The organism is Lutibacter sp. (assembly GCF_013139515.1).
Classification (GTDB): Bacteria; Bacteroidota; Bacteroidia; order Flavobacteriales; family Flavobacteriaceae; genus Lutibacter.
In genome coordinates this window covers 29,660-47,809 of the sequence record NZ_WTAR01000064.1, presented here as the reverse complement: position 1 = coordinate 47,809, position 18,150 = coordinate 29,660, and the positions used below count along the sequence as shown (strand labels likewise).

Here is an 18,150-nt window from a genome sequence, read left to right as displayed (position 1 = left end):
GGCATATCTGAAGAAAAATACAATTGCTTTTCATTAGGACTTAGAGCTGGATGTTCTACGGAATAATTATCACTGTTAAAAGGAAGTTCAGTAATTGAAGTCCATTGATTATTAATTAATTTTGCACGATATATTTTTAGGTGAGAAACATTGTTTTTATCTTTCCTTTTTTTTCCTGAAATATAATTGTTACGTGTAAAATACATTGTTTTTCCATCTTTAGTGAAAATGGCATTAGATTCATGTATTTCTGTATTTATTTTACTTGAAAAAGGTTGAACATTACTTAAGTTTCCTTTCTCATCTTTTGTTGCTTCATATAAATCTAAATATGGTTGTTTGTTCCAATCATATAATTTTTTTTCATTATGTTTTGCCGATGCGAAAATTATTTTGTTTCCATAAAAGCTTGTTCCAAAGTCTGAATTTTCGGTATTAATTGTGACTTTATAAACGTTGTAAGGGTATTTAATTCCTTTATTTAAAGATTCAAAAAAAGTTAATGTTTCTGGTTGGTAATCAGTATTTTGAAGTTTTTTTTGATTGTATTTCTGAAGCCATTTATCTGATTCTTTAAATTTCTCAATACCTTTTAACGCTTGTGAATATCTATAAATATATGCGGCGTTAGTTGTGTTTTCATAATTATCTAAAACAATGCTGTACCATTTTACAGCTTGTTCCATTTCAGTATTGAAGTAATAGCAATCTCCTAATTTTTCAAAAATTTCTTGAGTTTTATTATCTTCTTTTATAAATAATTCCGCAGCATCTAAATAGGCTCTTTTTTCAAATAATAAATTAGCTTTTTTTAAATTTTGAGCAATAATTGAGAGTGAGAAAAAGATTGATAGAATAAAAAAGAGTACTGTTTTTTTCATTTTTGGTTAAATAATTTATTAAAAAAATCTAGGTGATTTATCAAAACCATTATAATTGTTGAATAGTTTTATAGTGTACAATATAAGTAATTCATGTGAGCCAGAACTAAAAGGGCCAATATTTGAAACCGTATAATCATAAGCATACCCAACACGTAATGTGTCGTTTAAATTGAAGTTTACCATAGCTCCAACAGAATCGCTTAAACGGTAACTTAGACCAAATTCTACAATATTTTTATAGATAACATTACTTGTTAAATCTAATGTAATATTAGAGGTGTTAACTCCTTTAGCCATAAATGCAGGTTTAAATTTAAACTGCTCATTAATAATAAAAACATAACCACCAGTTAAAAACATATGTATGTCTTTAATACTTTGGTATTTACCATTTTCTTTGTTTAAATGGTTAGAAGTTAAAATATTAGGGATTGAAAATCCTACATAATATTGATCGGTATTGTAATATACTCCAGCTCCAAAATTAAAAAAGGATTGATGTATATTATCTGTAAATTCAGTATCAGTAAAAGCACTGCCAGATTCTAAATTAAAATCATTAAAGTTAACGTCAAATACTGTTAAACCTGCTTTTAAACCAAACGATATATGACCGTAATACCCTAAATTTAATTTGTAGGAAAAATCTGCATAAAAATTATTTTCTTTAATAATATCACCAATATTATCGTTTACCATTGAAAAACCAGCCTCAACATTTTCGCTAAGTGGTGTATGTGCAAATATATTTGATGATTTTGGAGCTCCTTCAACACCAACCCATTGTGTTCTATGTAATGCACCTATATTAATAATTCCTAAATCACCAGTTGTATAGGCAGGATTTATAACACTCATATTATACATATATTGTGTATACTGTGCGTCTTGTTGAGACCACATTAATGTTGTAAAAAGTATACATATGACTATTATTTTTTTCATTTTATTTTTTAATATCTTATTATAAAATTTACTTACTTAAGTATAGTCTTTGTTGAGTTGGTTTTTTGGATTCGTTGTTAAAATAGATTATGAAATAATAGACTCCTGATGGAACAAGTTCACCTGAGCCTTGAAAACGACCATTCCAATCTGGTCTTGAAGAATTAGCTGTATAAACTAAATTCCCCCATCTATTATAAAATTCTACTTTAAAGTTTGGGTATAGTTCTCTTAAATTTTCTATTTTAAAAGTATCGTTTACACCATCTTCATTTGGAGAAAATCCATCATAAATTTCAACATCATAAGCTTCACAAGAATCTAAAGTAATAGTTACTTCAAGAGGTATTATACTAACACAACCATTGCTGTTTTTTTCTACTGCTGTATAAGTTTCACCATCAATTAGTAGTTCAGTTGAGTTTAATTCAAAACCATCTGGAAATGAATCAAACCAAATAATAGTATGGTTTAAATTAGTAAGAGTAATATTAGAGTTTAAATCAGAAATTGTTGGTTTATCAATAACACAAAATTCGTTTCCAAATTCATTTATTTCAGGTGTACCTGCATCAGTTAAAGTTACTGAAACAGAAATTCTTGTTGAATTACAAGATTTTGAAAGGTTTGATTGTGATGCCCAATATTTTTTTCCATCTTCTAATAAATTAGAATTATCTAAAGGTATTAAATCGGTTTCTGAAGCATACCAAACAATATTATTTCCTGTAACTTCTAAATTTGTTATTGTAGGCGAGTTTGAAGAGCAAAATGTTTGCTGGTCTTCATCTATAGATGGTGGTGAAATAGTGTTAACTTTTACAATTACTAAAAGTCTAGATGCACTTTCACAACCAATAGTTTCATCTACAGATGCTGCCCAATAAGCACCACCATTAATTAATGGGGTATTTGTAGGTATTGAAGTTGTAGATGTTGCGGTATAAAACCATAAAATATGTTCACCATTTGCTTCTAAATTGGCAACTATAGGGTTATTTTGAATACAAAACTCTTGAACCGTTTGATTTGCTGTTGGTGTAGCAAGATTAATTATAGTAGCCTTAATTAATAATCTAGTAGCGCTTTCACAACCAGTAACAGTATTAGTTTGTGTAGCCCAATAATCTTCACCATTAATTAATATATCTGAATTATTTAATGGTGTTGTTGAAGATTCTGAATCATACCAAATAAGATTTGTTCCATTAATATCTAAATCTTTAATAGTTGCATTTGTATTTATACAAAATTCTTGGTTATCAGAAATGGTTGTTGGTGGAGCAGTTAAATTAATTGAAACAGTAACTTTTATTCTATTCGCACTCTCACAATTTGAATTCGGGTCAATTTGTGCAGCCCAATAATCTTCACCATCAATTAGAATATCAGTTGCATTATAGTCTTCAACTGAATTTTCAGTATCATGCCAATGTATATTACTTCCTTGTGCACTTAAATTTGCAATGGTTGGGTTGTCTATTTCACAGAAAATCTGAATAGGTTCTGTTATAGTAGGTGCTTCAGGAGGTGAAATAATAGTAACACTTATAGCTAATCTATCAATACTTTCACAACCTGTAATTGCATCAGTTTGCGAAGCCCAATAATCTTCACCATCAATTAATACATCAGCATTATTTAAAGGAGTTGAAGAAATTGCTGTATCATACCATAAAATAGCATTTCCTGTAACGGTTAAATTTGCAATGGTTACAAGTTGGTTGTCACAAAATACTTGATTAGCTTCTAATGTTGTAGGTGCTTCAGTAGTATTTATTAAAGCAGTAACAACAACTCTACTTTCACTTTCACAACTAAGTGCTAAATTTGTTTGCGATGCCCAATAATCTTCACCATTAATTAATTGAACAGAAGAACCTAAAGGAATTGTAGCATTTTCTGTATCATACCAAAGAATATTAGTTCCGCTTGCGTTTAAGTTTGCAATAGTTGGATTATTAATTTCACAAAAAGTTTGTGTTTCTTCTGAAATAGTAGGGGGTTGTTCGTTATTAATTTTTACGGTAACCATTAATCTAGTAACACTTTCACATCCAAAAATTTCTTCGGTTTGCGAAGCCCAATAATCTTCATTATTAATTAGCAATATTGAAGTGTCTAAAGGTGTTGTAGCATTTTCTGATTCATACCATAATATTTGAGTTCCCGAAATATTTAAATTTGTAATTGTAGGATTATCTACTTCACAAAAAGTTTGTGTTGTTTCTAAAGTAATTGGTGCTTCTGTTGCAATTATAGTAACTGTAATTTTTAATCTGTCAACACTTTCACAACCAGAATCTAGGTCTAGTTGAGTTGCCCAATAATCTTCACCGTCAATTAGAGGTTCGCTTAAATCTAAATCTATTAAAGATGTTTCTGTATCATGCCAATCTAAATGATTTCCGGTTGCAACTAAATCTGCTATTGTAGAATTATTAATTTCGCAAAATATTTGAAGAGGCTCATCAGTAGTAGGAGCATCTTGAGTAGGTATTATTGTTACAGTTACCATTAATCTATCAACACTTTCACAACCAGAATCTAGGTCTAGTTGAGTTGCCCAATAGTCTTCACCATCAATTAAAATATCAGCATTGTTAATTGGTGTTAAAGATGTTTGAGTAGTATACCAAATTAAGTTAGTTCCAGTAGCATTTATAAATGCTGTTGTTGCGTTTTCGTATTCACAAAAAGTTTGATTAATTTCAGTTGTTGTTGGTGCAGTGGTTGTATTAATTATCACAGTAACCATAATTCTATTTTCACTTTCGCAACCAGTAACAGTATTAGTTTGCGAAGCCCAATAATCTTCACCATTAATTAAAAGTTCTGAATTGTTTAAAGGAATTGTTTCAGTACTATTTGCATACCAAAGTATTCCATTTCCTGACGCGTTTAAATTGGCTACTGTGGCAGCATCTATTTCACAAAACGTTTGGTTTTCTGTAGTTACTGTTGGTGCTTGTTCATCAGTAATTATAACCGTTATTTGTAACCTTAGAGTACTTTCACAACCTGTAATAGCATCACTTTGTGTTGCCCAATAATCTTCACCATTTATTAATAAATTAGAAGTGTTTAGAGGTGTTATAGAATTTTCTGTATCGTACCAAATTAAGTTATTTCCTTGAACGTTTAAATTTAAAATTGTAGCATTTTCTATGATACAAAATGTTTGTATTATTTCAGTAGTTGTTGGTAGCGGTGTGTTATTTACTGTTACCGTTATTTTTAACCTAGAGTTGCTTTCACAACCTGAAATTGGGTCAATTTGAGAAACCCAATAATCTTCACCGTCAATTAGTACTTCTAAATTATTTAATTGTACGGTAGAAACTTCAGTATTGTACCAATGTAAATTTGTTCCAGTTGCATTTAAATTTGAAATAGTAGGAATATCAATATTACAAAATGTTTGATGAGTTTCACTTGTAGTAGGAGCAGGGAGAGGTTCGTATATTGTTACTGTAATTTTTAGTCTTATTTCACTTTCGCAGCCTGTTAAAGTATCGGTTTGTGTTACCCAATAATCTTCACTATCAATTAATAAATCTGAATTGTTTAATAAAATGGTTGAGGTTTCAGTTGCATACCAGCGCATATTAGTACCTGTAACAGTTAAATTTGCTATTGTTGGGTTTGTATTTTGGCAAAATGTTTGATTTTCTTCTGAAGTGATTGGAGGTTGTGTGGTATTAATTGTTACTGTTACTTTTAACCTATTAACACTTTCACAGCCTGTTGAACTATCAGTTTGAGTTGCCCAATAATCTTCACCATCAATTAAAATTTCTGAATTGTTGAGTGGAATTATTTCAACATCAGAAGCGTACCAAAGTATAGTAGTTCCTGTTACATTTAAATTAGCAATTGTAGCATTTTCAATATGACAAAATTGTTGGTTAATTTCAGTTGTTGTTGGTGCTGGTGTATTTATTATTGAAATAGTTACTTTTAATCTAGTTAAACTTTCACAACCAGAAATTGGGTCTAATTGAGTTGCCCAATAATCTTCACCATCAATTAAAGCTTCAGTTTCTAATAAATCAGTATTTGAAAATTCAGTTGCATGCCAATCAATTCCATTTCCTATAGCCTTTAAATCTGCAACTGTTGGGTTGTCTATTTCACAAAATGTTTGATGAGGTTCATTTGTAGTTGGTGGTGGTTGTGTTGGAATTATTGTTACATTTATAACCAATCTAGATAAACTTTCACAACCTGTTGAAGCATTTGTTTGCGTAACCCAATAATCACCATCTGTTAATAAATCGGCTGTGTTTAGAGGTATTATTGAATTTTCAGTATCGTACCAAGTTAAGTTAGTTCCTGTTACATTTAAAAATGCAATTGTAGCATTTTCATATTCACAAAATGTTTGATTTGCTTCAGTGGTTGTTGGAGGCGATGTTGTATTAATAGTAACTGTTATTTTTAATCTTGTTTCACTTTCACAACCAGTTGCTAAATCTATTTGTGTAGCCCAATAATCTTCACCATCAATTAATAACTCTGTATTATTTAAATGATTAGTTTCAAACTCTGTAGCGTGCCAAGCTATATTATTTCCAGTAGCATTTAGGCTGCTTATTGTTGGGCTGTTAATGTCACAAAAAAACTGATTAACTTCTGTCGTAGTTGGCGGTTCAACACTTGTTGAAGTAATTGTAACTGTTGCAGTGTCACTATCACAAATACCTAAAATACTTGAAACAGTATAAGTGTAAATTCCTTCTAAATGAATTCCAGGTTCAAAAGTACCTAAATAATTGTTTGCAAGCCCACTTGGACCAGTCCAAACTCCTGTTGTATTTGGATTTTCGCCAAGTAAATCAAATAAATTTATGGTTGTTAAGTTAGCGCTACATTCTAAAAAAACAAAATTACTTCCAGCATTTGGAGATGTATCAATTACAACTGTGGTTTCTATTCTATCAACACTTTCACAAGGAAATTCAGAATTTGCTCCCCAATACGAGTTTCCATTTATTAGTGGTGTATTTGGATTTAAAGGATCTTCTGAAGTTTCAGAATTATACCAAACAACATCAGGCTCAACTGTTTGTAAATTACTTATTAAAGGAATTGGTGTATCGCAAAATGATTGAACAGGTTCTATTGTAGCTGCTGCCGGATTTACAATTATAAATGTAGTTGGTAAGCGAGAACTTATACATCCATTCTCAGTTTGCTGAACCCAGTATTTTTGTCCACCAACTAAAACTAATGATGGATCAAGTGAATTACCTCCAAATTGAGCATCATACCATTCAATATTTGTTCCTGTCGCATTTAAATCTGCTATTGTATGACTTGCACTGGCACAATTACCAACAAAAAGATCAGTATCTGTAGGTGGGTTTCCATATATTATTGCTGTAACTGCTAATCTAGGAGAACTACAATTATTTACTGTGCCACTAACATCATCAGCATAATAAATTTTTTCATCAATAAGTAATTTAGATAAACTACAAATAGTACCACCAATTGGAGCATCATACCAAACTATATCTCCTCCAAAAGCTATTAAATCTCCAATAGTTTTAGTTTCTGAAGCACAAAATATCTGAGTTACGTCGCCAGTTGGTGTAGGGTTATCACATTGCGAGTAAGAAAATTGGCTAACTATAAATAAAATAAAAAAGCATAGTATAACCTTCTTAATAGGAGATATTTTTCCATCAATTTTCATTTAGCTAATTTACAAGGGGTTAATAAACGGTACGATAAACATAATAAACGGTTCGTTTAACTGTATAAAAGTAATAAAAATTAATCAATTCTGAAAATATATAAGGATAAACTAATTATTAAATTGCTATTTGAGAAAGTATTAGTAAATGTTTTTCTTTCTTTTTGAGAGTTTTCCTACATTTGAATTTAGATAAATTACAAGTACATGAATATACATTTTATTGCTATTGGTGGAAGCGCAATGCATAATTTAGCATTGGCATTATATAAAAAAGGATATACAATTACAGGTAGTGATGATACTATTTTTGAACCATCAAAATCTAGACTAAAATGTAAAGGATTGTTACCAAAAGAGTTTGGTTGGTTTGAAGAAAAAATAACTTCAAAATTAGATGCTGTAATTTTAGGAATGCATGCTAAGCCAGATAATTTAGAGTTGAAGAAAGCACAAGAATTAGGACTTAAAATTTATTCTTATCCAGAGTTTTTATATGAACAATCTAAAGATAAAACACGTGTAGTAATTGGTGGCTCTCATGGAAAAACCACCATAACTTCAATGATTTTACATGTGTTGAATTACCATGAAATAGAAGTTGATTATATGGTTGGTGCTCAATTAGATGGTTTTGATACGATGGTTCATTTAACTTCAGAAAATGAATTTATTGTTTTAGAAGGTGACGAATATTTATCAAGCCCAATTGATAGACGCCCAAAATTTCATTTATACAAGCCAAATATAGCTTTGTTAAGCGGTATTGCTTGGGATCATATCAATGTTTTTCCAACATTTGAAAACTATGTAGAGCAGTTTTCAATTTTTACAAGTTCACTTAGTAATGGTGGAATTATGGTGTATAATGAAGAAGATGAAGAGGTTAAAGATGTTGTTGAACAAACTGAAAGCCCAATAAAAAAGTATCCATATAAAACACCAAGCTATAAAATTATTGATGGAACAACATTTATAGAATCAACTTTTGGTGAAATGCCATTAGAATTTTTTGGGAAGCATAATTTGCAAAATATGGCTGGCGCAAAATGGATTTGTCAGCATATGGGAATTGGAGAAGATGAATTTTATGAAGCAATTGCGAGTTTTAAAGGTGCGAGTAAAAGATTAGAGAAAATAGCAGAGAACAAAAACACGGTTGTTTTTAAAGATTTTGCACACTCACCAAGTAAAGTTCAAGCTACAACTAACGCAGTTAAAAAACAATATAATAGTAGAGAAGTGTTAGCTTGTTTAGAATTACATACATATAGCAGTTTAAGTGCAGAGTTTTTAAAGGAATATAAAGGAGCTTTAAATAGTGCTGATAAAGCAGTAGTGTTTTATTCTCCTGAAGCTGTTGAAATTAAAAAATTAGAAACAATTTCATTAAGTCAAATTAAAGATGCGTTTGAACGAGATGATTTAATAGTGTATACAAACCCGGTTGAATTTAAAGAGTTTTTATTCAATCAAAAATTAGAAAACACAGCTTTATTATTAATGAGTTCAGGTAATTACGGAGGGTTAGATTTTAGTAAGTTTAAAGAAATAATTTAATTCTTCTTCCAAAAGAAAGGTGTTAATAAAATTAAGACTGTAAATAACTCTAATCTACCAATTAACATTAAAAAAGCACAAAACCACTTAGCGCCTACAGATAAATGTGCATAATTATTAACGGGACTAACAGAACCCAAAGCGGGCCCAATATTACCTAATGATGATGCAGCTGCTCCAATGGCTGATTCAAAATCTAATCCGAAAAAAGTTAATAAAATTGAACTCAATATAAATATGAGCATGTATAAAATAAAGAATGCTAAAATATTGTAAATAATATTTTTAGGTACTCCAGTTCCATCATAACGAATAGGAATTATGGCATTTGGATGTAATAATTTTTTAAATTCATAAAAACTATTTTTAATCATTACAATATGACGAACAATTTTAATACCACCACTTGTTGATCCTGCTGAACCTCCAATAAAAAATAGAGAAAACATAAGCATGGTTGCAAAAGAGCTCCACATGGTGAAATCGGCAGTTACAAAACCAGTTGTTGTTAGTACTGATGTTACTTGAAATACAGCATGTCTAAAAGCGCTTTCAACTTCACCCCAAGGTTTTGGGTGATGAATGTTTGTTACTAAATTAGGGTCTTGATAATTTACTATTATAACAGTTATTAAAATGCTTAAGCTTATAATTCCGAAGAGATAAAATTTAAATTCTTCACTTTTAAAAACCTTTCTAACTCTTCCTTTTAATGCAAAATAAGTTAATACAAAGTTAGCTCCTGCAATAAACATAAATAGGGTGATAATATATTGAATAATTGGTGCGCCATTCCAATAAGCAATACTTGCATTTTTTGTTGAAAATCCTCCTGTACTCATAGTGGCCATTGCATGGTTTATAGCATCAAACCAAGTCATTCCAGCAATTTTTAATAAGAAGAATTCTAAAAATGTTAGTAAAAAATAAATAAGCCAAAGTCTTTTGGCAGTTTCTGTAATTCTTGGATGCATTTTATCAGCTGAAGGACCTGGAGCTTCAGCCATAAATAACTGCATTCCACCAATACCTAATAATGGTAAAATTGCAACAGTTAAAACAATAATTCCCATACCGCCAATCCAATGTGTTGCACTTCTCCAAAATAAAATTCCTTTTGGCATTGCTTCAATATCCGTTAAAATTGAAGAACCTGTAGTTGAATATCCTGAGATTGTTTCAAAAACAGCATTGGTAAATTCAGGGATTGAACCTGTAAATAAGTAAGGTAAAGTACCTGTAAAAGTAAGCATAAGCCAACCTAAAGTAACAATAAGATATCCTTCTTTTTTTTGTAAACTTTTTGGTGCATTTCTATTAAAAAACCAACATAAAAAACCAATTATTATAGTTGTAATACCTGCTTTTAAAATGCCCCATTGTTCAGGTTCATTATGGTAATTACTAAAAGGATAAGCAATTAACATAAATACACCATTAAGCATAGATGTTAAGCCTAAGAAACTTATAATTATTTTAAAATTGATGCCTTTCATAGGTTAATTAAATAATTTTTCAACTTTATGAATTGCTTCTGGTAAACAAAAAACAACTGCTTTATCACCTTCTAATATTTGAAAATCTCCAAAAGTCATTAAAGCAATACCATCTCTAATAACACCAGCAAAAACACCTTTTTTTGTAAGCTTAATATCTTTAACTAATTTTTTTGTGACTGGTGAATTTTCTTTCACCATAAATTCTAAAACTTCAGCATCTACATTATGTAGATTGGCTAATTTTAAAACTTCACCTTTACGTACATGTTTAAAAATGGCACTTGCAGCTAATAATTTTTTATTAATTAATGTATCAATACCAATGGTTTGGGAGATATTAATATAATCCATATTTTCAACCAATGCAATGGTTTTTTTAACGCCTTTTGATTTTGCGACTAAGCAAGACATAATATTAGTTTCAGAATTTCCAGTAACAGCAACAAAAGCATCCATTTCGGCAATATTTTCTTCTTCTAGAAGTTCAACATTTCTACCATCACCTTTAATAATTAATGCATTGGGTAACTTTTCTGCAACTTCTTTAGCTCTAATTTTATCAGCTTCAATTAATTTAATACTAAAATTACCTTCACATAAATTTCTTGCAGCTTTTACACCAATTTTACTAGCGCCTAAAATCATAACATCCTTCACTCCAAATGGAGTTTTACCCATTAATTTATGCAATTTTTTTATGCTTTCTTTTGGAGTAGAAAAATAAATTTGATCATTGGCGCTATAAACGGTATTTCCTCTTGGAATTATAGTTTCATCACTATTTTCAGGTTTAATTGCAATAGTTATAAAGTCAATATCAGTAAAACGTTCTTTAGCTTCTTGTACTGTTAAATTTATTAATGGGGAATTGTATTCTAAAGTACTTCCCAAAATATTAAGCGTTCCGTTTTCAAACTCAATAGTATCATTAAAAGCAGATTGATGTAATAGCATTTTAATTTCATTAGCGGCTAATTCACCCGGAGAAATCATAACATCAATACCTATTTCAGCAAAATCAATATCTGTATTTTTAGAAAACTCATGATTTGAAATTCGTGCAATAGTTTTTTTAGCACCAAGCTTTTTGGCAATTACGGCTAACGTAAAGTTTGTGTTTTGAGATTCGGTTACAGCTAAAAAAATATCAGCTTTATCAATTTTAACCTCTTTTAAAAGTTTTACTGAAGTGGCATCTCCTTTTATGGTAATCACATCAATGTGGTTACTTGCATATTCAAGCTTTTCAGCATCCATATCAATTAGATAGATGTCTTGAGATTCAAAAGAAAGTAGTTTTGATAAATGAAAACCAACATCTCCTGCACCAACAATAATAATTTTCATGAGTTGAAATATTTTGCCAAATATATTACACTTATCTTTGAAAAAAAAATATTGTTATGAGTTATGAAGATAAAATAAGTTCTATAAAGTCTTGGGCTGAAGATGATAGACCACGAGAAAAATTATTGTTAAAAGGAAAGTCAGCATTATCTGATGCTGAATTAATAGCCGTTTTAATTGGTTCAGGAAGCAGAAGTGAAAGTGCTGTAACTTTATCTAAAAGAATTTTAGCTTCAATAGATAATAATTTGAATAAACTAGGGAAATTGTTAGTTTCAGACTTCATTAAATTTAAAGGAATTGGTAATGCTAAGGCAATTTCAATTATAACAGCTTTAGAGTTGGGAAGACGAAGAAGGCTTGAAGAAGCGTTAGAAATTCCAAAAATTACAAGTAGTACTGCTGTATTTAATATGATGCAACCTTTAATAGGTGAATTACAGCACGAAGAATTTTGGGTAATTTATTTAAATAATTCTAATAAAGTTTTATTTAAACAACAACTTAGTAAGGGCGGTTTAACAGGAACTTTAGTTGATGTAAGATTGTTGTATAAAAAAGCAATTGAATTGTGTGCTACAGCGCTTATTTTGTGCCATAACCATCCTTCTGGTAAATTACAGGCAAGTAATGCAGATAAATTAATAACCAACAAATTAAAACTTGCGGGTGAAACATTAGATATAAAAGTGTTAGATCATATAATTATTACTGAAAATGCTTATTTTAGCTTTGCAGATGAGAATATATTATAGCCTTATTTTTTAAATGAAATTATTAAGAAAGTATCAATAAATAAACAGGAATGCTACTAGTTTATACACATAAAATTACACCAAGAGTTAATTATATATTTAAACATTATTTTGTTAGAATATTACAAATTCCTGTTACTTTTACTACAAAAGTTGATGAATTTGTTGCGCATAGTGGACCAAAAATCACCTATTCAAAAGCACCATTAGGAACTGAGTTTTTTATTAGAAGCCATGATTTATTATTTGAACAAGGAATTAATGATATTGATATAAATATGTCTAAATGGGATGAAACACCTTGCTTTTTTACAGCAGGAGAAACATCAAGTATTCCTTTTGATATTTTTGCAGCGGGATTTTATTTAATTAGTAGATACGAAGAGTATTTACCTCATGTACAAGATGTTCACGAAAGATTTCCTGCTGAAGAAAGTTTAGCGGTTAAAAATAACTTTATTGAAAAACCTGTTATTGATATTTGGGCCTATAAATTTTTAGAATTATTAAAAGAAAAATTTCCAAATTATAAGTATACAAATAGAGCGTTTAACTTAATTTCAACTATTGATATTGATGTAGCTTTTGCATATAAACATAAAGGTATTGTTAGAACTATTGGCGGTTTTACGAATGATATTTTACACTTTAGAGTTGTTAATTTTTGGCGTAGATTATTATCAGTTTTAAATTTTAGAAATGACCCGTTTGATACTTTTAAAGAATTGCTAAAAATAAAAAAAGAACACAATGTAACTACCTTATTTTTCTTTTTAATAGGTGATTATACAACATTTGATAAAAATATTTCATCTTCAAATAGTAAATTTAGATCTGTGATAAAATCAGTAGCAGATTATGCTAAAATAGGATTACACCCATCTTATTTTACATTTAAGAATGTAGAAAAATTAAAAAAAGAAAAATTACGTTTGGAACATATAATGAACACATCAATTACATTTTCCCGTCAGCATTTTTTAAGATTAAGTATTCCTGAAACCTACCAGAATTTAATAGATTTAGATTTACAAGAAGATTACACAATGGGATATGCAAAAGTTGTTGGATTTAGAGCAAGCACTTGTACACCTTTCTATTTTTACGATTTAGATTTTGAAATTCAAACACCTTTAAAAATATTTTCATTTGCTTTTATGGATGTAACTTTAAAAGATTATATGAACCTTTCACCTGAAGAAAGTTTGCAAAAAATAGTAGAATTAAAAGATGCTGTTAAAGAAGTAAACGGAACTTTTATTAGCTTGTTTCATAATGAAACATTGAGTGAAAATGAAGTTTGGAAAGGTTGGAAAACTATTTATAAAACCACAGTTTTAGACTAACTATGTATGATTAGTTATCTTAAAAGACATGAATTAGATGAAGATAAATACAATAGCTGTATTAAATCAGCTATAAATTCTCGAATTTATGCTTATAGTTGGTATTTAGATATTGTTGCTGACAATTGGGATGTATTGGTTTTAAATAATTATGAGGCTGTAATGCCACTTCCTTGGAGATGTAAATATTTTATAAAATACATATATCCACCTGCTTGGACACAGCAATTAGGTGTGTTTTCAGAAAGTGAAATTGATGATAATTTAATTCATGAATTTATATATTCAATTCCAAATAAATTTAAAAAAGTTACCATTCAATTTAACGCTGGGAATGATATAAGTTTAAAAAAAACTGCAGAACGAACAAATTACATTTTACTCCTTCATAAACCTTACGAAAAGCTATTAAGTTCATTTAAAAATAATAGAACTTACAGTATTAATTTAGCTAAAAGAAATAATTTAACGGTTAAAAATTGCTCGTTTAATGAGTTGTTAAAAATTTCAAATGAAAAGGATGCCTATAAAATTTCAAAAAGTGCTATTGAGAGTTTAAAAAAACTTTCAAATTTTCTTAAAAAGAATGATAAAGGTTTTTTATTAGGAGTTTATAATGCAGGTGAACAATTAATAGGTGGTGCTATTTTTTTAAAAGAGGTAAATAGAATTAGCTATTTATTTTCGGTAGTAAATATAGAAGGGAAAAAGAAACAGGCTGCAAGTTTATTGCTTAATGAGGTAATACACAACTATGCTAATTCTTCATTTACGTTAGATTTTGAAGGTTCAATGATTCCTGGGATTGCTTCATTTTTTAAAAGTTTTGGAGCGCAAAAAGAATCTTATTTTTTGTACCAAAAACCATTTAAGTTATTTTAAAATATTAGTAATTTTAATGGAAGTTCTAAAATTTTTAGTTGGTGTAATTGGATATTCAAATAAGGATGTTTTTAATTTTTTATTTGTGTAAATAGCACACATTGTATTTGAAACATGGTAAAGATTATCTTTTAGTTTAGTAGGGATTCCATCTAAAATTGCAGAAAGTACTTCAGGACGAATAGTTTCAGGATTGTATGTGTAATCGTGCCAAACAACTATAGAATTTTCATGGGTTAGATGTTTAAAAACTTTTTCAGTATCATTTTTTATGTATTTATAAGTGTGATTTCCATCAATAAAAATCAAGTCAAATTTTTTGTTTAAAGCACTAAAATCATAATCTAAAGAATTGCCATAGAGCTGTGTAATATTTTTAGTTTTTTTTGAAAAAAAGCTGTGTAAATCAGCATATCTTTCTGATAATTCTAACTGTAACATTTCTTGTTTACTTAAGTTTAAGGTAAAGCACTCTTTAGCTGTAGAAGCAACATTAATCACACTTTCACCTCTCCAAGTGCCAATTTCAAAATATGAACATTCGTTAATTTGTTTACTTAATTCTTTTAATAACAGGATATCTGTTGGTAGTGATCCTCCTCCTAAATAAGTAAACACATCTAATGTGCCGTTAAAATTTGGAATCAACTCATTTATTTGAACTACAGGAAGTGTTGTTTTTGATGCATGTTTTTTTATAAGGTATGTTTCCCAAACATAATTATTATTAAGAATATGATTTATTAGGCTAGGTTTTTTATGAGTAAAAAAATAGCTTTTAAAGGTTTAGTTATTTTTTCATTATTTAAGAAATAGTACAATACTTTTTATAAAGGATTAGAAACCAAACATACGAAATTATACCTGTAAACCACATAATAAAAGCTGAGGTAATTGCAGCACCTTTAATTCCATAGGTTGGAATTAAAAAATAGTTACTACCTATATTCAATGCCAGTGCAGCACTTCCTATATAATAATTAATGTGTGCTTTACCAATTGATGAAAGTAAGTTGCCAAAGAGTCCTCTAAAAATTAGAATTCCGCAAACACCAATAATTAAAATTAAAAAAGTATCTGAAAATTTTATAAATGAACTGTCAAACAACGCTAAAAGTTGATGTGAAAAAAGAAATGATATTCCAATTATACCTAAACTTATAAAACTAAAAAACAGCATATATCTTTTAATATACTTAGTAATATATCTTTTGTCTTTAATTTTTTCGGTAAAAGCCACAAAATCAGTTTGTATAAAAACTTGAGAAAGAAATAATAAGCTAAACGGAATTAACGAAACATATTTGTATTGTGTTACAGTTTCAGCATTGTTTAATAAATACCCAATTAGTAAAATATCTATAGCAAAAAGAAATTGTGCTACACTTACAGCTAAACTTGCAAAAAACCCATATTTCCAAAAAGCTAAATCAGTAATGTTTAAAGAAACTTTTTTTGAATACTTAATGTTAAGTTTTTTAATAAAAAACAATATAGTTATGCAAGGTGTAAGCAGCAAGGCAATGGCATAACCTTTTGCATTAAAAAAGTAGCTTAATACAGAAACTGTAATAATTAATATAACATTATAAATTATTTCTAAATATGAAAAAGTTTTATTGTTGTGTTTTAATCTAAATTGAATTTTAATGATTGAAAGTAAATAATGAGGTATAATTATGAACGATAAAAAAGCAACATAATAACCTGTATTTTCAAATGTAAAAGGAATTAAAAAACTGCCTATTATAATTAATAACACAATTAATAAAGAAGCAATCATTCCTTTTTTTAAAACATAAACAAATAAACTGTCTTTTTCTTCATTAGTTTTTAGGAGAGCACCAAACCTAAGTAAACTTTGGTGTAATCCTACCCCTCCAAATGGAATTATAAATCCAATAATATTGAAAGCGAAAAGAACAATACCTAACTCTTTATTAGGTATTAATTGCAAAGCTATCCATGAAGCCGAAAAAGAAAGTAATCTAGAAATTATTGTAGCACTAAATACATAACCACCAGAGCGTTTTAAAAAATCTAATATGAAATATTGTATTTCTTTCAAATGTTTAAAATTTTAGTATAAATGTTTGAAAACGTTACGCTAATACTTTCAATCCCAAAATTATTTTCAGCATAATTATGCATTAATTTTTTATTGAATTTTAATTTTTCAGTATAAATTTTTAAGATAGAATTTTCTAAAGTAATTTCATCTTTAGGTTGTATTAAATAACCAAAATTTTCAGGAAAATATTCGCTTATTCCACCAACATCTGTAGAAATTACAGGTATGCCACACGCAAAAGATTCTAAAATTACACATGGTAAATTTTCAAAATTACTAAACAACACAAATACTGAAGATTTTTTTAAATAATTAGCAACCTCATTATTAGGAATTTGCCCAATATTTTTTATTGATATATGCTCTAGTTTTTCAAGTTGGACTTTATATTGTTTAGTGTTGTCACCAATTAAATTAAGTTTTAAGTTTGGAATTTTGCGTTGTAGATTAGAAATAACATTTAATATTCCAATAATATTTTTATGTTCATTACCCATATGTGAAATATGAGTTATTGTAAAATTTTTAATACTACTTTCATCAATATTAAAAATAGAGGTGTTAACAACATTAGGCACAGGGTAATAATTTCCTTTTAATCCTAAACTAACCATTTTATCTTGTAAGTTTTTTGATACAGGACAAACCATTGTTGCATTTTTAGTTATTATTTTGGTTACCATTAATTGTAAAAATCCAATTGATTTTTTACTGAATTTTTGATAGCCAGTCCAATGTTCAGAAATTAAATATTGTTTTTTTTTGAATAATTTTAAGTATAAAGCAATTAACCCAACAGGATATGTAATATTAAGATGTACCAAATTGAAATGCTTAAGAGTTTTAATAATTTTTAAATAAGATTTAAAAAAACGGAAAAACTTAAGAATTGGATTTTTAGAAGGAGAAACATATACAATATAAGTTTGAACATTATTTTTTTTAAATTCAATAATTTCTCTTGACTTTTCTAAATGCTCATCAGTAATTACATGTATTAAAGTTACTAGATGTTTTGTTGCAACAGCTTCAGCGTGTCGTTGAACAAAATCTCCGTTTGTTGGCGAAACTCTTGAAGGGTACCATTTACTTAAAAATAATATATGAAGCTTTTTATTCAATTTAATTCAACTTTACTTAACAAATATAAACACTATATT

At 28.7% G+C, this 18,150-nt stretch carries 11 protein-coding genes and 1 pseudogene; 4 read left to right on the top strand and 8 right to left on the bottom strand.

Features of this window, described 5'->3' with window-relative positions; translation table 11 throughout:
• The 3 genes and pseudogenes from GQ540_RS06470 to GQ540_RS06460 form a co-directional block, all read right to left on the bottom strand.
• A pseudogene (locus GQ540_RS06470) lies at window positions 1-881 on the bottom strand (hypothetical protein); the annotation flags it as partial.
• Between the two features lie 18 nt (window positions 882-899).
• Window positions 900-1,829, bottom strand: a complete 930-nt coding sequence (locus GQ540_RS06465; protein ID WP_291799098.1) for a type IX secretion system membrane protein PorP/SprF — start codon at window positions 1,827-1,829, stop codon at window positions 900-902.
• 28 nt (window positions 1,830-1,857) lie between these two features.
• Window positions 1,858-7,530 (bottom strand): gliding motility-associated C-terminal domain-containing protein, encoded by a 5,673-nt coding sequence (locus GQ540_RS06460; protein WP_291799096.1) that lies wholly within the window; start codon window positions 7,528-7,530, stop codon window positions 1,858-1,860.
• 207 nt (window positions 7,531-7,737) lie between these two features.
• Between GQ540_RS06460 and murC the strand changes: the two genes are divergently transcribed.
• Window positions 7,738-9,090, top strand: coding sequence for a Mur ligase family protein (gene murC, locus GQ540_RS06455; protein WP_291799093.1), 1,353 nt, complete (start codon window positions 7,738-7,740; stop codon window positions 9,088-9,090).
• Here murC and GQ540_RS06450 read toward each other — a convergent pair.
• Both GQ540_RS06450 and trkA read right to left on the bottom strand, forming a co-directional pair.
• A complete protein-coding gene (locus tag GQ540_RS06450) occupies window positions 9,087-10,586 on the bottom strand; it encodes a TrkH family potassium uptake protein (protein WP_291799091.1) in 1,500 nt (499 codons plus the stop codon). The genes murC and GQ540_RS06450 overlap by 4 nt on opposite strands.
• 3 nt (window positions 10,587-10,589) lie before the next feature.
• On the bottom strand, window positions 10,590-11,936 hold the full coding sequence (gene trkA, locus GQ540_RS06445) for a Trk system potassium transporter TrkA (protein ID WP_291799088.1): 1,347 nt from the start codon (window positions 11,934-11,936) through the stop codon (window positions 10,590-10,592).
• Between the two features lie 56 nt (window positions 11,937-11,992).
• Between trkA and radC the strand changes: the two genes are divergently transcribed.
• Genes radC through GQ540_RS06430 form a run of 3 tightly spaced genes read left to right on the top strand, consistent with a single transcriptional unit; the run spans window position 11,993 to window position 14,919 of the window.
• A complete protein-coding gene (gene radC / locus GQ540_RS06440) occupies window positions 11,993-12,691 on the top strand; it encodes a DNA repair protein RadC (protein ID WP_291799085.1) in 699 nt (232 codons plus the stop codon).
• A gap of 50 nt (window positions 12,692-12,741) precedes the next feature.
• Window positions 12,742-14,037 (top strand): polysaccharide deacetylase family protein, encoded by a 1,296-nt coding sequence (locus GQ540_RS06435; RefSeq protein ID WP_291799082.1) that lies wholly within the window; start codon window positions 12,742-12,744, stop codon window positions 14,035-14,037.
• 6 nt (window positions 14,038-14,043) lie between these two features.
• Window positions 14,044-14,919 (top strand): hypothetical protein, encoded by an 876-nt coding sequence (locus tag GQ540_RS06430; RefSeq protein ID WP_291799079.1) that lies wholly within the window; start codon window positions 14,044-14,046, stop codon window positions 14,917-14,919.
• Here the strand turns inward: GQ540_RS06430 and GQ540_RS06425 are convergent.
• From GQ540_RS06425 to GQ540_RS06415, 3 genes are all read right to left on the bottom strand, one after another.
• Window positions 14,911-15,567, bottom strand: a complete 657-nt coding sequence (locus GQ540_RS06425; RefSeq protein WP_291799074.1) for a class I SAM-dependent methyltransferase — start codon at window positions 15,565-15,567, stop codon at window positions 14,911-14,913. The genes GQ540_RS06430 and GQ540_RS06425 overlap by 9 nt on opposite strands.
• A gap of 157 nt (window positions 15,568-15,724) precedes the next feature.
• Complete coding sequence (locus GQ540_RS06420; protein WP_291799071.1) at window positions 15,725-16,987, bottom strand: polysaccharide biosynthesis C-terminal domain-containing protein; 1,263 nt, start codon at window positions 16,985-16,987, stop codon at window positions 15,725-15,727.
• A complete protein-coding gene (locus GQ540_RS06415; protein WP_291799069.1) occupies window positions 16,984-18,111 on the bottom strand; it encodes a glycosyltransferase in 1,128 nt (375 codons plus the stop codon). Before GQ540_RS06415 ends, GQ540_RS06420 begins: the two co-directional genes overlap by 4 nt.
• Window positions 18,112-18,150: the final 39 nt, after the last annotated feature.